The following is a 17,461-nucleotide window of genomic DNA, read 5'->3' on the forward strand; positions in this document are numbered from 1 at the left end:
CGGGCTCATATCTTTGTATTTTTAAACAGTTAAATCATTAAAGCTAGGGTAGCAAATTGTTTGCGGGCTAGTTACAATCATTGATTGATAATGCTGATAAAGGCAAATCTATCCTAGTCTTTTTCTTAAAGATTCAATAGTACCTAAATACTATAATTTAGTTATAGATATTGTATTACATGAGCAAAGTCTTAGAGAAAAATTTTAATGATTATTACGCAAAAAATACTTTTATTATGAATTTAAAATTTTCAGTAGGTCTTGATGTGTCAAGTAAAAAAGTAGATGCTTGTATAAGCACGATAGACTGTAATCAAAGCGTGAAGGTTAAGTCTTCTTGTAGTGTTTCTAATTCAAAAGCAGGCTTTTTAAAGCTAGTAAAATGGATTGATAAATGGACAAAAAAAGAGTCTATTCCAATAGTTGTTAGCTTAGAAGCTACTGGTGTTTATCACGAAGAACTTGCTTATTATCTAGATGATGCAGGGTATAGAGTTTCTATTATTTTACCAAACAAAGCAAAAAAGTATTTACAATCTATTGGCTTAAAAAGTAAGAATGATAAAATAGACGCTAAAGGTTTGGCACAAATGGGGGCAGAACAAAATTTATCTCAATGGATTAGACCTAAAGATGTTTTTGTAAGCCTAAGGTCTTTAACACGACAGTATCAATCCATTCAGGAATCGATTACGGTAGAAAAGAATAAGCTACATGCAGAAGAACAATCAGCTTTATCAAACAAGCATGTGATTAAGCAAATGAAAAGCCATATACGTTTCTTAGAAAAGCAAAAAACAAAGACAGAAATTGCTATCGAAGAAGTCATAAAAAGTGATGAGGAGCTAAAATTAAAAGTAGAGAATATTTGCACAGTTAGAGGATTATCAATACTTTCTGTAGCTACTGTTATAGCAGAAACAAATGGATTTAATCTGTTTAAAAATTACAAGCAACTAGTGAGTTATTCTGGGTATGATGTTGTAGAAAATCAATCAGGTTCTCATAAAGGCAAGACAAAAATATCGAAAAAGGGAAACTCAAGGATTAGACGAATTTTACACATGCCATCGTTAATAGCAATAGGTTCAGAAGGGACAGTTTTTAAGAACCTTTACCTTAGAGTTTATGAAAGAACAGGCATCAAAATGAAAGGTATTGTCGCTGTTCAAAAAAAATTATTGTTAACAATTTATTACTTGTGGAAAAAAAACGAACCCTTTGATATTAATTATCAAAATAAAGGAAATAAAAATATCCAAGAGGAGGAGAAGGAGCTTTCCTCTCGGTACGCCTCTGAAAGAGGCGAAAAAAATAGCCAAACAAAAAGTTTGGCTATACAAGGTAAACATCCAGTGAGTGATCAAAGTATGCTTCCTCTCGGTAAAATCAAAGATAAAAAAATTATGGTTGAAAATTAAAAAAATGTTTGGATTTAAAGATAGTACCTTTTCACTTCCATCCCTAACGCAAAAAACCATACAAGTAAATAATGTTTAATCCGTTTTTAAAAATGTGTTTTATTTTTTTGGTTTAAGTCAAATCCTACTTTTCATTTTGAATTCCGTTTCAAATCTTTAAAATTTGAACAAGCAATAGGAATGGGATTTATCCCATTCACAACACCAATCCAACAAATAGGATTTAGCTAAAATTTTTAACCAGCAACATCAGAAAACAAAAACAACAAAGAATTGGGCTAAAGCCCGTGCACAATGCATTATCTTATTCCCCCCATCTGAAGATGGGGGCTATTGATTTCATTTATGATTTTGAATTTTAATTAATGTCATTGTATTTTGAATTATTTTTTATAATTCAATAGGAATCTAAATATTGAAGGTTAAAACTTTTTAAAACTTAACCTAATCAATACCACATCAACTAAATTTGAAAAAAAAATTAAAAATATGCAAAATATAAAAGGAAAAGTAGCTTTAATAACAGGGGGAAGTAAAGGAATTGGGTTTGGAATTGCAGAATCACTTATGCAAGTAGGAGTAAATGTTGCCATTACTAGTAGATCAAAGACTTCAGCTGACTTAGCTGCAGAAAAACTAAACAATAAATATTCAGAAGCAAAAGCCATCGGTGTAAAATCTGATGTTAGGCATTTGGAAGATCAGCAGGAATCTGTTAAACAGATTGTGAAGGAATTTGGTCAACTTGATTTTTTGATTGCTAATGCAGGTTTAGGGCAATTTGAAAGTATTATTGACTTAACAGAAAATCAGTGGAATGAAGTAATTGATACTAATTTAACTGGTGTTTTTTATTCTATTAAGGCTGCGGTAGATGAGCTTATAAAAACAGAAGGATATTTTATCAGCATTTCTAGTTTAGCAGGAACTAACTTTTTTGCTAAAGGAAGTGCTTACAATGCAAGTAAATTTGGAGTAACCGGGTTTACACAAGCTGTAATGTTAGACCTGAGAGAACATGGAGTGAGCGTAGCTACAATCATGCCAGGCTCTGTAACTTCTCATTTTAACGAGCACACTCCAGATGCATCTGACGCTTGGAAAATTCAGCCAGAAGACCTAGGAAAACTTGTGGTAGATATGTTTCAAATGAATAAAAGATCTTTACCTAGTAAGGTTGAAATTAGACCCGCAAGACCTGACAAAAAATAATCATCACAAGAATAGAGTATAATAAATTGAAAAGTGATTTTTAACTTTGATGAAATATAGTCAAACCTTTTTTTATCAAATTCTTTAGAAATCGCTTTTTATTTAGTTCGTTTCCATTTGATTAGTTATTGAAAAAATAATGGTTTTAACTAATTTATAAAAGTATGTAATCAATCTAATTTTCTTTAGTTCAAAGCAAGATTAATCCTAAAAATATATATTGGTAACTAAATTAAATTGATTATAATCGCTTCTATTAAATACATTTATTGGGTCATTATTATTTAGATTTTCTTTAAAGACATAAAGTAAATCAAAATTCACACCTTTTAAAAAATTGGCATCATAACGTACACGTGCGTTTACTTGCCAATATTCGTCAATATTATATTTGTTCAAATGAAAGTTATCAATTTCGGGACCAAGCATCTGAATATATTCAACTGCAAAATAGAGCTTACTCTTGGGAATAAAATATTCTCCTTTCAATAAAAAATTATGGGCGTCTCCCAAACCTTCCATTCTAGACCTTGCGGTTGAAGTATAGTACCAATCTCTTCCTAATTCCTTAGGAAACAACATTCTACCTGTTGCCAACGAATAAGAATAAGCTCCTGTTATGCTATAGGTTGAATTGGCATACCTAATTCGTGTACTAATTACTTGAGGACGTTCGTCAGGTTGAATGTAGCGATGAACATAAGCTAACTTACGATTAGTTTTTAGTGGATGTTGATAAGTGTATTGCATACCTAAATTAAACTTTCCTAATGTTTTACGAATTTCGGCAAAACTCATAGTCATGATATCATCTAAATGAAATTGATAGTAATCAATACACCATTGATTATGTTGAAAATTATAATTAAATATCCCAGATCCTCTGCTGTTATATTGGTTTTGATAATCTGCCACCTGACCATTAGGTTGGAAACCATTGGTAATTAAACCAATTGCCTCGTTATTGTTAAACCAGTTGGTCGTAGAGCGTACCAAAGTGTGAGTAAGCCACCAAAATTTTATTTGATGCTTAGAATTTATAGCATAAGCGGTGTTTAAGCCTCGGTAAATAAAAGGTCGCATTCTACCATCGCTTATGCTAAACATAGGTGTTTCAACAAGCATATTTCCTAACCTAATTGATGTTTTTTTAGATTGATAATTCAGGTAGAATTCTTCTAAAAGGAAAAAATTAAAGTTATTTCTATTAAGTACGTCGTAAAGTTCATATTCCCACTTGGTAAATTGCCCTGTTTCTTGGTCTTTTTCAGCAATAACAGAGGAAAAAGTTTTTGTTATATATCTCCCTCCAACAGCTAAATCCAAACCTTTCCATCTTCCTGAATTTAATTTTAGTTTAAGGCCTGATGCATTAGTGTAATAATCAGAAAGGCTTTCGCTATTGTTGGTGTGCATAAAAAAATTCCTGAATTCTCCTTCTAGGCTAGCCTGCTTTATAAAATGCCATTTAGCCTCCTGTTGTTTATTTTTTTGGGCATTTAAACTTAAAGTAAAAACTATAAATAAAAAGTATAAGGTGTTTTTCAATTGATGCAATTTTGGCAAAATTGAAAAAAACATTTCATTTTATCCGTAACAAAAGTTACCCTGCAATGATATCTTGAAAAATAGGTTTGAAACCTGATAAGAAAAATTCAATAGCTATTACCATTACAATTAGCCCCATAAGACGCATTAATACATTATTTCCAGTTTGACCCAGAATTTTTATTATTTTAGAAGCACTTAAAAGTATGATTAAAGTAATCGCAAATACCGCTAAAATTGCGCCAAGTAGAACTAACTTAAACTCTACATCCTGAGCATCTTCCATCATTACAATTGCGTTAGTAATTGCACCCGGTCCTGTAATCATAGGTATAGCTAAAGGAGTAATTGAAATATCAGAAACATAAGTTTTTATTTCTTCCTGTTTTACTTTTACGGTACCAAGTCTTGCTTGAAGCATATCCATTCCCATTAAGAAAAAAATAATTCCTCCAACTACTCGAAAAGAATTGACAGAAATACCAAAAAAATTAAATAAAACCTGACCAGAAAATGCAAAAATAACCAAGGTAATAAACGAAGTTAAAATAGCTTTTTTTGCAGTTAAATTTCGGTCTTGTTTATCCAAATCTTTAGTCATAGTCATAAAGATTGGCATTACTCCTAAGGGATTGATAATGGTAAAAAATGTGGTAAAACACAAAACGCCAAAAGTAATTAGTTCATTCATTTAGAATTGCTTAAACAGAAAATTAAAAGTGCGCAAAAATACTAGCTTATTTTGAAAGTAGAAAATGTAAAAAGAAAGTTTTTTTTACATTTCACAAGAGCCTTGATCAGTGAAAAAGAAGGCAAGATATTTTAGCTTTAGTAAAATTATAAAATCAATGTAAGAATCAAATTAGGCTATTTAGCTCGTTCATTTTCTACTATATACCCTTGCTCTTAATTTGTGTACACTTTCGGGATGTAAATGACTAACAGCCTCATCTTGTAAAAAGTAATTTCGCTTTATTAATATGGCCTATAATAATCTAGTTGTTAAAAATTAAACTTACAAAAAACTTTTACGTTTAATTTCACTTGTTAAAATAGCTCCAGCCATGGCAACGTTTAAACTTTCAGTATCCTGAATTTTACCATATTGAGGTATGCTTACTTTAAGATCAATGAGGCTTTCAACTGAGGGTCTAATTCCATTAGCTTCGTTTCCTAAGACTAGAACAACATCTTTAGCATTGTAGTCTGTATTATAAATAGAGCAGCCATCCATAAAAGCTCCTAGTTTTAGACGTTTTTCCTCGCAAAGGAATTCCTCGAGTTGGGTGTAGATTACCTCGACCCTAGTTAACGAACCCATACTAGCTTGAACTACTTTAGGGTTGAAAGCATCAACCGTATCTAAAGAACAGACCAATTGTTTAATACCAAACCAATCACACTGCCTAATAATTGTTCCTAGATTACCAGGGTCTCTAATTCCATCTAAGACAAGACTAATTCCAGAAGAATTGAGCGTAAATGCCTGGGGAATTTTGAAAACCGCTAAAGCTACTTGTGGAGTAGTTAAATTACTTATTTTTTTTAATTCTTCTTCAGTTATAAAGCTACAATTAGAAGTTTGTTGAATAAAAATATCGGTAGTTGAATATAATGCGTATAATTCAAACTTACTTTTTAAAAATTCTTTGATTACTTTTACGCCCTCGGCAACAAAAAGTTGATTTTTATATCTAAATTTCTTTTTTTGCAAATTAGTAATTAACTTAATTTGGTTCTTGCTGAGCATAATTTTAAAATTTGGTATAAGTTACTTGGAAAAATTTTTAGCAAAAATATCATTTATAATTGTAATAATCATTCTTCTTGTTTCATGTAATGCCACTAAGCATTTTAATGAAGATGAATTTTTATTAACTGAACATCATTTTGAGGAGGATGAAAATTCTATTCGCCCCAGAAAGTTCAGAAATACACTAAAATTAGAACCTAATACAAAAACTTTTGGCACCCCTTTAAAGTTGCATATTTATAACCTTGCTAAACAAAAACCAGATACCTTATTTGAGCATTGGTTTTATAAAAAGCCTAGGCGACCAAAACGAATGGTAAATTTGCTTTCTAAAAAGCAAGTCGTTAATTTAAAAAATTCATACATAAAACTTAACGAACGAATACAAGATTTAGGCGAAAAGCCAGCCATACTAGAAAAAGAAAAAATTGAAGCTACTAAAAACAATGTAAAAGCTTGGTATTGGAATAATGGTTGGTTTAATGCTAAAATTAGTCATGAAGTTAAAAAAGATTCATCAAAGCGAACAGCGCGTATAGATTACTTTATTCGTCCAGGAAATGCTTTTATGATTGATAGCTTAACGGCCTCCATAGATTCGCATGTGGTAGATTCTATTTATCAAGCCAATACAAGTTTTTCTTCTATAAAAATAGGAAAACAATTTAAAACTGAAGACTTTGATGTTGAACGAGAAAGAATTACTCGCTTAATGAGAAATAATGGAATCTTTAACTTTAAACGAGAGCACATCAAATTTACCGCAGACACCATTGATACAGACGGAAAAGTAAATATAAGCTTGCGCATTGAAGATTTGGCTAAAAACAAACAACTGCCAGATTCTTTAGCTCAAGGCTATCAATTGAAAAAAATAAGTGAAGTTAATATTTTTACTAATTACTCGATAGACAATAAAAACGCTATTGTTTCCGATAGTGTGCATTATAAAGGTTATCAAGTTTATTCCTTTGGGAAACTAGAATATAAACCTAAAGTCTTGACAGATGCGGTTTTTATTAAAGAAAATCAACTCTTTAGCGAAAAGCAGCGTACTCAAACTTTTGAGCGTTTTTCAGATATGCGTGTGTTTAAATACCCCAACATTCAATACCAAGATGACCCAAGAGACAAAACGGGAGAGAGTATGATTGCAAACGTATATTTAACACCCAGAGAAAAATTTGGATTTTCCATCAGTAATGATGTTTCACAAAGTAATATTGTAGATTTTGGTTTAGGGTTTAATACTTCTTTGTTGGTTAGAAATGTGTTTAAAGGTGCTGAAATTTTGGAGATTTCTGGAAGAGGAATTATTGGTTCTTCAAGTGATGCTGCTAGTTCTAGCAATCAGTTTTTTAATGTTAATGAAATAGGAGCCAATGCAAGATTAAGTTGGCCAAAAATTGCTTTTCCTATTAAAACAGATCGACTAATAGCCAATGATATGTCGCCTTTTACTTCCTTAAACATCGGTTTTAGTTCGCAACAAAATATTGGTTTAGACCGAAGAAACTTTACGGGAAGCTTTTCTTATGCTTGGCAACCTAAAAAAAGAATTTCTCATCAATTAGATTTACTCAATGTTCAATTTGTAAATAACCTAAATTTAAATAATTACTTCAATGTATTTGGTAATTCATTTAATCAACTAAATAATTTAGCTTTGAATTATCAGGAGTTTTTAGAGCCTAGTTTATTTGAAACAAATCAAGAAGGAGAGCCTACAAAACTTATTATTCCTCAAGGTACTGATGCCTTTATCAATGAACTTCAATCAACTAATGTTCCTTTAAACGATGAAGAAAACCAATTGGCTTCTTCAATTATTGAACGCCAAGAACGTTTAACAGAAAACAACCTTATTATTGCTTCCAATTTTGTTTATAATTATTCTGATCGATTAAACATAGAAGACCAAGCTTACTTTCAATTTAGAGGAAAAGCAGAATTAGCAGGAAATTTACTTGCAGGTTTAGCCTCTCCACTTGGTTTAGAAAGCAATGATAATAACAACTACGATTTATTTGGCGTTCAATTTTCGCAATATGCAAAAACTGAATTAAGTTTTATAAAACAGTGGGATATTGATAAAAAGCGAGTGATTGCTACTCGGGCTTACACCGGCATTGCTATTCCTTATGGAAATGCTAATTCTATTCCTTTTATTCGAAGTTTCTTTGCTGGCGGTCCCAACGATAACAGAGGTTGGCAACCATACGATTTAGGTCCAGGAAAAACGGGTGGGGTAAACGACTTTAATGAAGCTAATTTTAAAATAGCACTTAATGCCGAATACCGTTTTAACCTTTTTGGCTCGTGGAATGCTGCTCTATTTGTAGATGCAGGAAATATATGGAATGTTATGGATAATGTGACCGATGAAAATGCTATCTTTCAGGGGATTGAAAGTCTAGGTGATTTAGCCATAGGATCTGGATTTGGTATTCGCTACGATTTAAGCTTTTTTGTAATTCGAGTAGATGTTGGTTTTAAAACTTTTGAACCTAATCCGCAAGGAGGTGATTGGTTGAATAATTACAATTTTAGCCATGCCGTTTACAATTTTGGAATTAACTATCCTTTTTAAACAATTAAATTTTATTACATTTGACCTTTATTTTAAATCTGAAAACAACTACTTATGAGTCATAATATTAAACCTGGTGTAGCCACCGGAAAAGAAGTTCAAGCAATTTTTAAACACGCTAAAGAAAACGGCTATGCCTTACCCGCTGTAAATGTGATTGGTTCTAACTCAATCAACGCAGTAATGGAGACCGCAGCTGAATTAAATTCGCCTGTAATTATTCAGTTTTCTAACGGAGGGGCTCAGTTTAATGCTGGTAAAGGACTTCCAAATGAAAACGAAAAAGCTGCAATTTTAGGGGCTGTAACTGGTGCAAAACATGTTCACGACCTAGCTGAAGCTTATGGTGTAACAGTAATCCTGCATACCGATCATTGCGCTAAAAAATTATTACCTTGGATTGATGGACTTTTAGACGCAGGTGAAGCTTTTTATAAAATACATGGTAAACCGCTTTACAGCTCACACATGATCGACCTTTCTGAAGAGCCTATTGAAGAAAATATAGACCTCTGTAAAATCTACTTAGCTAGAATGGCTAAAATGGAAATGACCTTAGAAATTGAACTAGGAGTAACTGGCGGCGAAGAAGATGGCGTTGATAATACAGACGTTGATGTTTCTAAATTATATACACAACCTGAAGAAGTTGCCTATGCCTACGAAGAACTGAGTAAAGTAAGTGACCAATTTACCATTGCAGCAGCCTTTGGAAATGTTCATGGAGTTTATAAACCTGGAAATGTAAAATTAACACCTACTATTTTACGTGATTCTCAAGCTTATATTTCAGAAAAATATGGTGTTGCTGAAAATCACATCGATTTTGTTTTCCATGGTGGAAGTGGTTCTACCAATGAAGAAATTAAAGAATCTATTGGCTATGGAGTCATTAAAATGAACATTGATACCGATTTACAATATGCCTTTAACGAAGGAATTAGAGATTATATGACTAGTAAAATTGATTACTTATCATCTCAAATAGGGAACCCTGAAGGTGCTGATGTTCCTAATAAAAAATACTACGATCCTAGAAAATGGTTGCGAGAAGGCGAGCTTACTTTTAAAAATCGCCTAAAACAAGCGTTCAAGGATTTAAACAATGTAAATACCCTTTAATACTCATTTAAATATTTTATTATGGCTTGGTTTAAGCGAAAGAAAAAAGGTATTCAAACTAGCACAGAAGAGAAAAAAGACACTCCTAAAGGATTGTGGTATAAATCTCCTACGGGAAAAATAATTGATGCTGAACAACTGGCAAAAAACTACTATGTTAGTCCAGAAGACGATTATCACGTAAGAATTGGAAGTAAAGAATACTTTGAAATTTTATTTGATGAGGCTAAGTTTGAAGAGATTGATGCGCATCTAACCTCAAAAGATCCGCTTAAGTTTGAAGATACAAAAAAGTACAAAGACCGCCTTAAACAGGTTCAGAAAAAAACTAATTTGAAAGATGCTATTCGCGTGGGTGTAGGCAACTCTAAAGGAAACAAGTTAGTTGTAGCAGCCATGGATTTTTCGTTCATTGGTGGCTCTATGGGATCGGTAGTTGGCGAAAAAATAGGAAGAGCTGTAGATTATTCAATTAAACACAAACTTCCTTTAGTCATTATATCTAAGTCGGGGGGGGCTAGAATGATGGAAGCAGCTTTATCACTCATGCAGTTAGCCAAAACCTCTGTGAAATTAACTCAACTTGCAGAGGCTAAGTTGCCTTATATCTCCTTATGTACAGACCCAACTACAGGTGGAACTACGGCTTCATTTGCTATGCTTGGAGATATTAATATTGCAGAACCTGGCGCATTAATTGGTTTTGCAGGACCACGAGTGGTAAAAGATACCACCGGAAAAGATTTACCTGATGGCTTCCAATCTTCCGAATTTTTAAAAGAACATGGCTTTTTAGATTTCATATCACATAGAAAGGAATTGAAAAATAAAATTAATTTGTACATCGATTTGATTATGAATCAACCGGTAAGGGCATAATTAAACTATATTAAAACCATAAAAAGAGCCAACAAAATTACTTGTTGGCTCTTTTTATTATTAGCTAAGCTTAACGGGAGTTTTTTCGGTTTTACGAACAAAATAACACGCGAACTAACAAATTTTCTTTTTGCTCTAAAGCTTAACTAGAAATAAAAGTTGTTTTTAAATTTAGTAAATCTAAGTAAATGAAATTGTTAATCGCGGGCTCCAAAAATTTTACTTCCAATTCTAATCATGCTACTCCCCTGCTCTATTGCAATTTTATAATCGCCAGTCATTCCCATAGAAAGCACGTCAAAATTATGCGATGATTTTAACTGTTCGTATAAATTCTTAAGTAGAGTAAATTCTCTTTTAATTTGTTCTTTATCATCTGTAAAAGTTGCCATTCCCATTAAGCCTCTTAGTTTTACATTCGTGTAATTTTTTAATTGTTCATCAGCTAAAAACTCAATTATTTCTTCTTTAGTCATTCCATATTTAGAATCTTCTTCTGCAATTTTCATCTGAAGCAAACAATCAATTACACGATTTTCTTTCTTAGCCTGTTTATTAATCTCTTTCAACAATTTCATTTTATGAACTGCGTGAATCATTTTTACATAAGGCGCCATGTATTTCACCTTATTGGTTTGAACATGACCAACCATGTGCCATTCAATATCTTTAGGCAAAGCTTCCCACTTATTGGTCATTTCCTGGATTTTATTTTCGCCAAAAATGCGCTGTCCAGCTTCGTAAGCTTCCATTAAATCTTGAATTGGCTTGGTTTTAGAAACAGCTACTAAAGTTACATCAGAAGTAAATTCTGCTTTAATCGATTCAATATTTTTTGCAATATCCATAAAATTTTTTCCTTTGGTTCAAAGTAAATGAAGTTTACTTAATTGAAAAATTAATTGTCAAAAATTTAAAGCTTTAAACTGTCATAATAGTTAAAAGCATCATTAATTAACGATTCAGGAACTTGACAATCTATCTTACACTTACCAATTTGGTCAAGCAAGACAAAGTTAACCTGATTACCAAAATTCTTCTTGTCGAACTTTGTTAATTCAATAATTTGAGAAATATCCTTAGAAGTAAATTCTATTTTTGTGAAATACTTTCCAATAAGAGCTGAAATTCTACTTAAATCGTTTTCAGAAAATTGGTTAAGTTGAACCGATAAAAAACTAGCTAAAATCATTCCTACAGCTATAGCTTCTCCGTGTAGTAGGTATTTTTGTGGATGGTTTAAGAAATGAGATTCAATAGCATGACCAAGGGTGTGGCCAAAATTAAGTGTTTTTCTCAATCCATTTTCATTGGGGTCTTTTTGGACGATGCTAGACTTAATTTGAATAGATTCAAGAATTAACTCATCTAAGGCAGATATATTCATTTGATGCATTTGCTCAAATTTTTCCCAATAAGCTAAACCCTTAATCAACCCATGTTTTAGCATTTCAGCCAAGCCACTTTTCATTTCTTTTGGAGGAAGAGTGTTTAAATAAGTGGTATTGACATATACCTTCGTTGGAAATTGAATAACACCAACTTGATTTTTTAAACTTCCTAAATCAACACCATTTTTCCCACCAATTGCAGCATCAACCATGGCGAGTAACGAAGTAGGGAAATGAAAAAAATCAATTCCTCTTCGGTAAGTAGAAGCAATAAACCCTCCTAAATCGGTCACTACTCCACCTCCTAAGTTGATGAGTACCGAATTTCGGTCGGCTTTTAAGTCGGCTAAGGATTCCCAAACTTGAACACAAGTAGTTATTGTTTTATTTTCTTCACCAGCGGGAATTTCTATCACTTCAATAGGCAATTCTGTTGGAAAATTTTTAAGAAATTTTGTTAAGCAATGCACGTGAGTGTTCTCATCTACCAAAATAAAAATCTTTGAATAAGCCATGGAGTTAATCCAATTAGACAACTCATTTTCAGCAGTTTGAGAAACAATAATTTCTGAATTATCAAAACTAATACGTTCATTCATAATATCTAATGTTAAATACACAAAATTAAAGGAATTAGATGCAAAAAAATAGCTTTTGTAGTGATATATTTATGGAAATATTTGAATAAATTCGCCCAGCGAAAATGAAGATTATTAGTTTTAATGATTCTCATTCACAAAATCACTATTTAACGAGTACATCTATGATAGATACTAAAATATTCAACAACACCAAACGGGCTTTTATTTTAAAATCTGACTCTGATTTAAGGCGTTCTATTTTCATTTTTAGATTAATGAGTATTCCTTTTTTAGTGCCTTTACTTACCTTTTTTACTAACTTATCTTTAAAACTTAGGTTACCCGTAGAGTGGATTATTCGAAAAACTATTTTTGCTCAGTTTTGCGGAGGAGAATCTCAAGAAGAATGTTTACCATTAGTAAAATTAATGTATGCTAAGAAAGTTCATTCGGTACTAGATTATTCGGTAGAAGGAAAAGAAACCGAAGAAGATTTTGACAAAGCAGCTAATAATAAAATTAGAATTATTGAATTTGCTAGTGAAGCTAAAGAAATTCCTTTTGCAGTTGCTAAACCTACAGGCTTAGGAAGGTTTAAAATATGGCAAAAAGTAAGCTGTAACGAAGAACTTTCTGATAAGGAAAAGCAAGAATGGGAACGCATAAAAGCTAGATTTGAACGTGTTTGCCAGGCCGCTTACAACCACAACACCAAACTTTTAATTGATGCTGAAGAATCTTGGATGCAAGACGCTGCAGACCGATTATGCGAAGAAATGATGAAAAAATTTAATCGAGAAAAAGTGATTATATACAACACCTTACAATGCTATCGCTGGGACCGTTTAACCTACACCAAAGACTTATACGAAAAAGCAAAACAAGAAGGTTTTAAACTAGGTTTCAAAATTGTGCGTGGTGCCTACATGGAAAAAGAGAATAAACGTGCTAAAAGAAAAGGGTACCCAACACCAATTTGTGAAAATAAAGAAGCTACTGATGTAAATTTTAATGCAGTAATGACTTATTGCTTAGATAATTTAGATTACATCTGCATGTTTATCGGTACTCATAACGAGGTGAGTAGTTATATGGCTTTACAATTACTAGGACAAAAAGGAGTTTCGTTAAATGATGACCGAATTTGGTTTGGTCAATTATACGGCATGAGTGATCATATTAGCTATAATATTGGAGCTGAAAATTCTAACGCTATAAAATTACTTCCTTTTGGTCCCATTCGTGATGTAGTGCCTTATTTGATTAGAAGAGCTGAAGAAAATTCTTCTGTACAAGGAGAAGCAGGAAGAGAGTTAGCGCTTTTATTAGAAGAAAAACAACGAAGAGATGGGCAATATGTAAAACGCGTAGAATAATGAAAAAGAAAACACTTGCCAAAAACGAATATGATTCCTACTACCAACTTTACTTAAACTTAGTTGATGAAGAAACTGAACTCATTCAAGGCTTTAAAGAAGAACACAAGAAAAATCTTCACTTTTACCAAAACATACCTGTTGAAAAACTTCATTATCAATATGCTGAAGGAAAATGGACACCAAAGGAAGTTTTCCAACATATTATTGATACAGAACGTATTTTTTGCTACCGAGCACTTCGAATTGCAAGAAAAGATTTTACAGAATTACCAGGATTTGACCAAGACGCGTATGTCCCTAATTCGTATGCCAACTTAAAAAGTTTAGAACAATTACTTGATGAATATTCAAGTCTTAGATTAGCCAATATTTCACTGTATAAAGGCTTTAGTAATGAAATATTAAAAAACTTAGGAAAAGCTAGTAAAGGTCCTGTTTCTGTAAGAGCAATTCCATTTATTTTAATGGGGCATGAAAAACATCACATCAACATATTTAAGGAAAAATACAAAATTTAACACCTATTACAATTCATTTTTTTTAAACTCTTGGATAGAAATTGTTTTGCAGTAAGCTAGTATTTGATTTATGCGCAAGCTAACGAAATTATTATTGGAATTAAACAAGTTTTTTATTGGTTCATATTTACTCTTCTTGAATATCGATTAGCAAAAAAGCTAATTACAAATAATTGTAAAGCATGATAAAGCATAATGGGGAGAAGAATAATTCCTAATGGCAAACTTGCGGGAAGTAATATTTTGGCAAAAACACTTCCATGAACAAGTGATTTTTTTGTTCCGCAGAATTCAGTTGTGATTTGGTCTTTAATAGAAAAGTTGAAAAACTTTGAAATAGCTTTAGAAATAAAATTTATGCTTATAAACAAAATTAGCACACCTACTCCTACTCCGCTTAAATGTTGAAAACTAATGGAAGAAAATAAATTCATTTCAAAAGAACGTGCAAAGCTTTTATAGATAATCAACAAGATGATACTTTTATCAAACCAACTTAAAAAAAACTTATTTCGATTAGCCCAACTCCCCAAAAACTGATGCAGAAATAACCCAACAATTACGGGAAGTAAAATTTCAAGCAATAATTGATAATAGATTTGCGATAAATTAAATGAAGTTTCTTCGCTAGAAATAAATAGACTTAACCACAGCGGAGAAACAAATAGCCCGATTAATCCTGAAATGCTTGCATTGAAAATTGCGGCAGGCACATTTCCTTTAGCTAAACCTACCATGACCACAGAAGAAGATACCGTAGAAGGTAAAACAGCCAAAAAGAAAAAACCTAACCAAAGATTAAAGTAGTCTTCAACTGGAATAATTAAATAAACTAAAAGTATAAGTAAAGGAAAAACAAGGAAAGTTACAGACTGTACAGTTAAATGCAACTTCCAATTTCCTAAATCAGCTTTCATTTGGCTAGGATTTAGTTTTACCCCATAGAAGAAAAAAATAAGGGAAATTCCAAGTGAAGCTACTTGGTCTAAAGCTTCACCTGAAGAACATACCGCCCAATGCGGAAAGCTGAATGCAAGAGCAACACTAATTAATATACCTAGTAAAAATGGGTCAAAAAAAGCTCGCATTTTTCAGTTTAGTGATTAAAATAGTTCAACAAAATAAAGAATTTCTTTTCTTTAAAAAAGCCTTTTTAAACAGAATATTAAATTAAACTAAAATAATCTCGTTAATCACTTGACAAAGGGGGTTTCATAATTGTATATTTGCCAACTTTTAAAACACGAACTATGGGAATGAAATTATCACAATTTGATTTTAACCTACCTGATGAACTATTAGCCGAATATCCTGCCGAAAACAGAGATGAGTCTCGCCTTATGGTCTTGAATAGAAAGGAAGGTACAATTGAGCACAAAATGTTTAAAGACCTAATTGAATATTTTGATGAAGATGATGTGATGGTTTTTAATAACACCAAAGTTTTTCCTGCGCGTCTTTATGGAAATAAGGAAAAAACAGGAGCTAGAATTGAAGTTTTCTTACTTCGTGAGCTTAATGCAGATACCCGCCTTTGGGATGTTTTAGTTGATCCAGCAAGAAAAATTAGAATTGGTAATAAACTTTATTTTGGAGAGAATGAAGAATTAGTTGCAGAAGTAATAGACAATACCACTTCAAGAGGAAGAACGCTTCGGTTTTTGTTTGATGGTTCTTACACTGAATTTAGAAAAAAATTGAAAGAACTTGGCGAAACTCCATTGCCTAAGTACATCCAGCGTGATGTAATTCCGGAAGATGAAGAACGTTACCAAACTATCTACGCTAAACAAGAAGGAGCTGTTGCCGCTCCTACCGCTGGCCTTCACTTTTCAAAGCATTTGATGAAACGTCTTGAAATTAAAGGTGTTAACTTTGCTGAAGTCACTTTACACATTGGTTTAGGTACCTTTAACCCTGTTGAAGTTGAAGATTTATCCAAACATAAAATGGATAGTGAAGAAATATCTATTGAAGAAGAAGCTACTCAAATTATAAATAAAGGTAAAAAAACAAAAAGAAAGGTGTGTGCCGTAGGCACCACAGTAATGCGAACTTTAGAATCGGCGGTAAATGCAGACCATACACTGCATGAATATGAAGGATGGACAAACAAATTTATTTTTCCTCCTTATGATTTTAGTATAGCTAATTGTATGGTTACTAACTTCCACATGCCTAAATCAACTCTTTTAATGATGATATCTGCTTTTGCTGGCCATGAATTAATGGAAAAAGCATACAAAGAAGCCATCAAAGAAAAATATAGATTTTATTCCTATGGAGATGCTATGCTGATTTTATAATCAGTTTAATCCCTCTATTGAAAATCCTTAGTTTTTTTAAACTAAGGATTTTTTTTACTTTCAATTAGTAGCTGGGCTTAGTAACATTGGTTACAATTGAAATACTGAATAATTACTATTTTTGTTTGAAAAAATGAGCTTATTCAATAAATTAAAAAAAGACTCTAATACAATGACTAAATCTGAAATATTTTCCAAAAAAGAATTTAAAAATCATGTAGAAAATACTAATGTAACGCTAATTGATGTAAGAACACCAGAGGAGTTTAGGGAAGGAAAAATTTATCACGCTAAAAATATCAATTATTTTGATAATGAATTTGTAGCCAAAATTAATGAATTAGATAAAGAAAAACCCGTATATTTATACTGCCGAAGCGGAAATAGAAGTCAGAAAGCCGCCAAAAAAATGAAAAAACTTGGTTTTAAACATATTATTGACCTTGAAGGAGGTTACATGAATTGGTAAAACAATAAAAACTATGAGAGAATCACTTATTATACAAAATTTAAAATGCGGTGGATGTGCTTCTACCGTTATCAAACAACTAGAAAACTTAGAAGGAGTTTCTAAGGTGGATGTTGAAGTTGAACTTAGCCAAGTAAATTTTGATTTACAAGCTAATTACTTAATGGAAGAAGTAAAAATACGATTAAAAAAAATTGGCTATCCTGTAGAAGGGGAAGCTAATAGCTTTGGAAGTAAAGCCAAATCTTATATTAGCTGTGCCACAGGAAAAATGAGCGAATAAAAGTGTAAC

16 protein-coding genes are annotated in these 17,461 nt (G+C 32.1%); 10 read left to right on the forward strand and 6 right to left on the reverse strand.

All coding sequences use genetic code 11. From position 1 onward, the window contains the following. The first annotated feature begins 236 nt into the window (after positions 1-236). Positions 237-1,421, forward strand: a complete 1,185-nt coding sequence (locus tag G7034_RS02100; protein ID WP_166399234.1) for an IS110 family transposase — start codon at positions 237-239, stop codon at positions 1,419-1,421. Between the two features lie 489 nt (positions 1,422-1,910). After that, a complete protein-coding gene (locus G7034_RS02105; protein ID WP_187349848.1) occupies positions 1,911-2,633 on the forward strand; it encodes an SDR family oxidoreductase in 723 nt (240 codons plus the stop codon). 207 nt (positions 2,634-2,840) lie between these two features. On the opposite strand, the gene G7034_RS02110 is transcribed toward G7034_RS02105, so the two are convergent. From G7034_RS02110 to G7034_RS02120, 3 genes are all read right to left on the reverse strand, one after another. Next, positions 2,841-4,181: a hypothetical protein gene (locus tag G7034_RS02110; protein WP_166399312.1), complete on the reverse strand. Its 1,341-nt coding sequence runs from the start codon at positions 4,179-4,181 to the stop codon at positions 2,841-2,843. 55 nt (positions 4,182-4,236) lie between these two features. Further along, positions 4,237-4,872 carry a MarC family protein gene (locus tag G7034_RS02115; protein ID WP_166399313.1) on the reverse strand — a complete coding sequence of 212 codons (636 nt, stop codon included), beginning with the start codon at positions 4,870-4,872 and terminating at the stop codon, positions 4,237-4,239. Between the two features lie 324 nt (positions 4,873-5,196). Next, on the reverse strand, positions 5,197-5,931 hold the full coding sequence (locus tag G7034_RS02120; RefSeq protein WP_166399314.1) for a TrmH family RNA methyltransferase: 735 nt from the start codon (positions 5,929-5,931) through the stop codon (positions 5,197-5,199). Between the two features lie 25 nt (positions 5,932-5,956). Between G7034_RS02120 and tamL the strand changes: the two genes are divergently transcribed. The 3 genes from tamL to accD are packed head-to-tail and all read left to right on the forward strand — an operon-like array spanning position 5,957 to position 10,525. After that, positions 5,957-8,524 carry a translocation and assembly module lipoprotein TamL gene (gene tamL / locus G7034_RS02125; protein WP_166399315.1) on the forward strand — a complete coding sequence of 856 codons (2,568 nt, stop codon included), beginning with the start codon at positions 5,957-5,959 and terminating at the stop codon, positions 8,522-8,524. A 54-nt stretch (positions 8,525-8,578) separates the two neighbouring features. Further along, on the forward strand, positions 8,579-9,646 hold the full coding sequence (fbaA, locus tag G7034_RS02130) for a class II fructose-bisphosphate aldolase (RefSeq protein ID WP_166399316.1): 1,068 nt from the start codon (positions 8,579-8,581) through the stop codon (positions 9,644-9,646). Positions 9,647-9,667: 21 nt separating this feature from the next. Then, positions 9,668-10,525 (forward strand): acetyl-CoA carboxylase, carboxyltransferase subunit beta, encoded by an 858-nt coding sequence (gene accD / locus G7034_RS02135; protein WP_166399317.1) that lies wholly within the window; start codon positions 9,668-9,670, stop codon positions 10,523-10,525. Positions 10,526-10,722: 197 nt separating this feature from the next. Here the strand turns inward: accD and G7034_RS02140 are convergent, their stop codons facing one another. Continuing rightward, positions 10,723-11,373, reverse strand: a complete 651-nt coding sequence (locus tag G7034_RS02140; protein WP_166399318.1) for a YggS family pyridoxal phosphate-dependent enzyme — start codon at positions 11,371-11,373, stop codon at positions 10,723-10,725. Between the two features lie 65 nt (positions 11,374-11,438). Next, complete coding sequence (aroB, locus tag G7034_RS02145; protein ID WP_166399319.1) at positions 11,439-12,515, reverse strand: 3-dehydroquinate synthase; 1,077 nt, start codon at positions 12,513-12,515, stop codon at positions 11,439-11,441. Between the two features lie 164 nt (positions 12,516-12,679). Here aroB and G7034_RS02150 point away from each other — a divergent pair, with 164 nt between their 5' ends. Then, positions 12,680-13,873, forward strand: coding sequence for a proline dehydrogenase family protein (locus tag G7034_RS02150; protein ID WP_166399372.1), 1,194 nt, complete (start codon positions 12,680-12,682; stop codon positions 13,871-13,873). Then, on the forward strand, positions 13,873-14,394 hold the full coding sequence (locus G7034_RS02155; protein ID WP_166399320.1) for a DinB family protein: 522 nt from the start codon (positions 13,873-13,875) through the stop codon (positions 14,392-14,394). The genes G7034_RS02150 and G7034_RS02155 overlap by 1 nt, the downstream gene beginning before the upstream one ends. A 113-nt stretch (positions 14,395-14,507) precedes the next feature. On the opposite strand, the gene G7034_RS02160 is transcribed toward G7034_RS02155, so the two are convergent. Beyond that, entirely contained in the window at positions 14,508-15,482 is a 975-nt protein-coding gene (locus G7034_RS02160) for a bile acid:sodium symporter family protein (RefSeq protein WP_166399321.1), read from the reverse strand. A gap of 168 nt (positions 15,483-15,650) precedes the next feature. On the opposite strand from G7034_RS02160, the gene queA reads away from it, so the two are divergent. From queA to G7034_RS02175, 3 genes are all read left to right on the forward strand, one after another. Further along, the gene (queA, locus tag G7034_RS02165) at positions 15,651-16,700 is read left to right on the forward strand and encodes a tRNA preQ1(34) S-adenosylmethionine ribosyltransferase-isomerase QueA (protein WP_166399373.1); all 1,050 of its coding nucleotides are present in this window, start codon (positions 15,651-15,653) and stop codon (positions 16,698-16,700) included. A 133-nt stretch (positions 16,701-16,833) separates the two neighbouring features. Continuing rightward, a complete protein-coding gene (locus G7034_RS02170; protein ID WP_246166718.1) occupies positions 16,834-17,169 on the forward strand; it encodes a rhodanese-like domain-containing protein in 336 nt (111 codons plus the stop codon). Positions 17,170-17,182: 13 nt separating this feature from the next. Then, entirely contained in the window at positions 17,183-17,452 is a 270-nt protein-coding gene (locus tag G7034_RS02175) for a heavy-metal-associated domain-containing protein (RefSeq protein ID WP_166399322.1), read from the forward strand. Positions 17,453-17,461: the final 9 nt, after the last annotated feature.

The sequence above is a fragment of the Psychroflexus maritimus genome, assembly GCF_011089875.1.
Lineage (GTDB): Bacteria > Bacteroidota > Bacteroidia > Flavobacteriales > Flavobacteriaceae > Psychroflexus > Psychroflexus maritimus.

Coding starts and splice junctions, on each gene's coding strand:
- G7034_RS02100 (WP_166399234.1), top strand. CDS start 237: ATGAATTTAAAATTTTCAGTAGGTCTTGATGTGTCAAGTAAAAAAGTA.
- G7034_RS02105 (WP_187349848.1), top strand. CDS start 1,911: ATGCAAAATATAAAAGGAAAAGTAGCTTTAATAACAGGGGGAAGTAAA.
- G7034_RS02115 (WP_166399313.1), bottom strand. CDS start 4,872: ATGAATGAACTAATTACTTTTGGCGTTTTGTGTTTTACCACATTTTTT.
- G7034_RS02120 (WP_166399314.1), bottom strand. CDS start 5,931: ATGCTCAGCAAGAACCAAATTAAGTTAATTACTAATTTGCAAAAAAAG.
- fbaA (WP_166399316.1), top strand. CDS start 8,579: ATGAGTCATAATATTAAACCTGGTGTAGCCACCGGAAAAGAAGTTCAA.
- accD (WP_166399317.1), top strand. CDS start 9,668: ATGGCTTGGTTTAAGCGAAAGAAAAAAGGTATTCAAACTAGCACAGAA.
- G7034_RS02140 (WP_166399318.1), bottom strand. CDS start 11,373: ATGGATATTGCAAAAAATATTGAATCGATTAAAGCAGAATTTACTTCT.
- aroB (WP_166399319.1), bottom strand. CDS start 12,515: ATGAATGAACGTATTAGTTTTGATAATTCAGAAATTATTGTTTCTCAA.
- G7034_RS02150 (WP_166399372.1), top strand. CDS start 12,680: ATGATAGATACTAAAATATTCAACAACACCAAACGGGCTTTTATTTTA.
- G7034_RS02155 (WP_166399320.1), top strand. CDS start 13,873: ATGAAAAAGAAAACACTTGCCAAAAACGAATATGATTCCTACTACCAA.
- G7034_RS02160 (WP_166399321.1), bottom strand. CDS start 15,482: ATGCGAGCTTTTTTTGACCCATTTTTACTAGGTATATTAATTAGTGTT.
- queA (WP_166399373.1), top strand. CDS start 15,651: ATGAAATTATCACAATTTGATTTTAACCTACCTGATGAACTATTAGCC.
- G7034_RS02170 (WP_246166718.1), top strand. CDS start 16,834: ATGAGCTTATTCAATAAATTAAAAAAAGACTCTAATACAATGACTAAA.
- G7034_RS02175 (WP_166399322.1), top strand. CDS start 17,183: ATGAGAGAATCACTTATTATACAAAATTTAAAATGCGGTGGATGTGCT.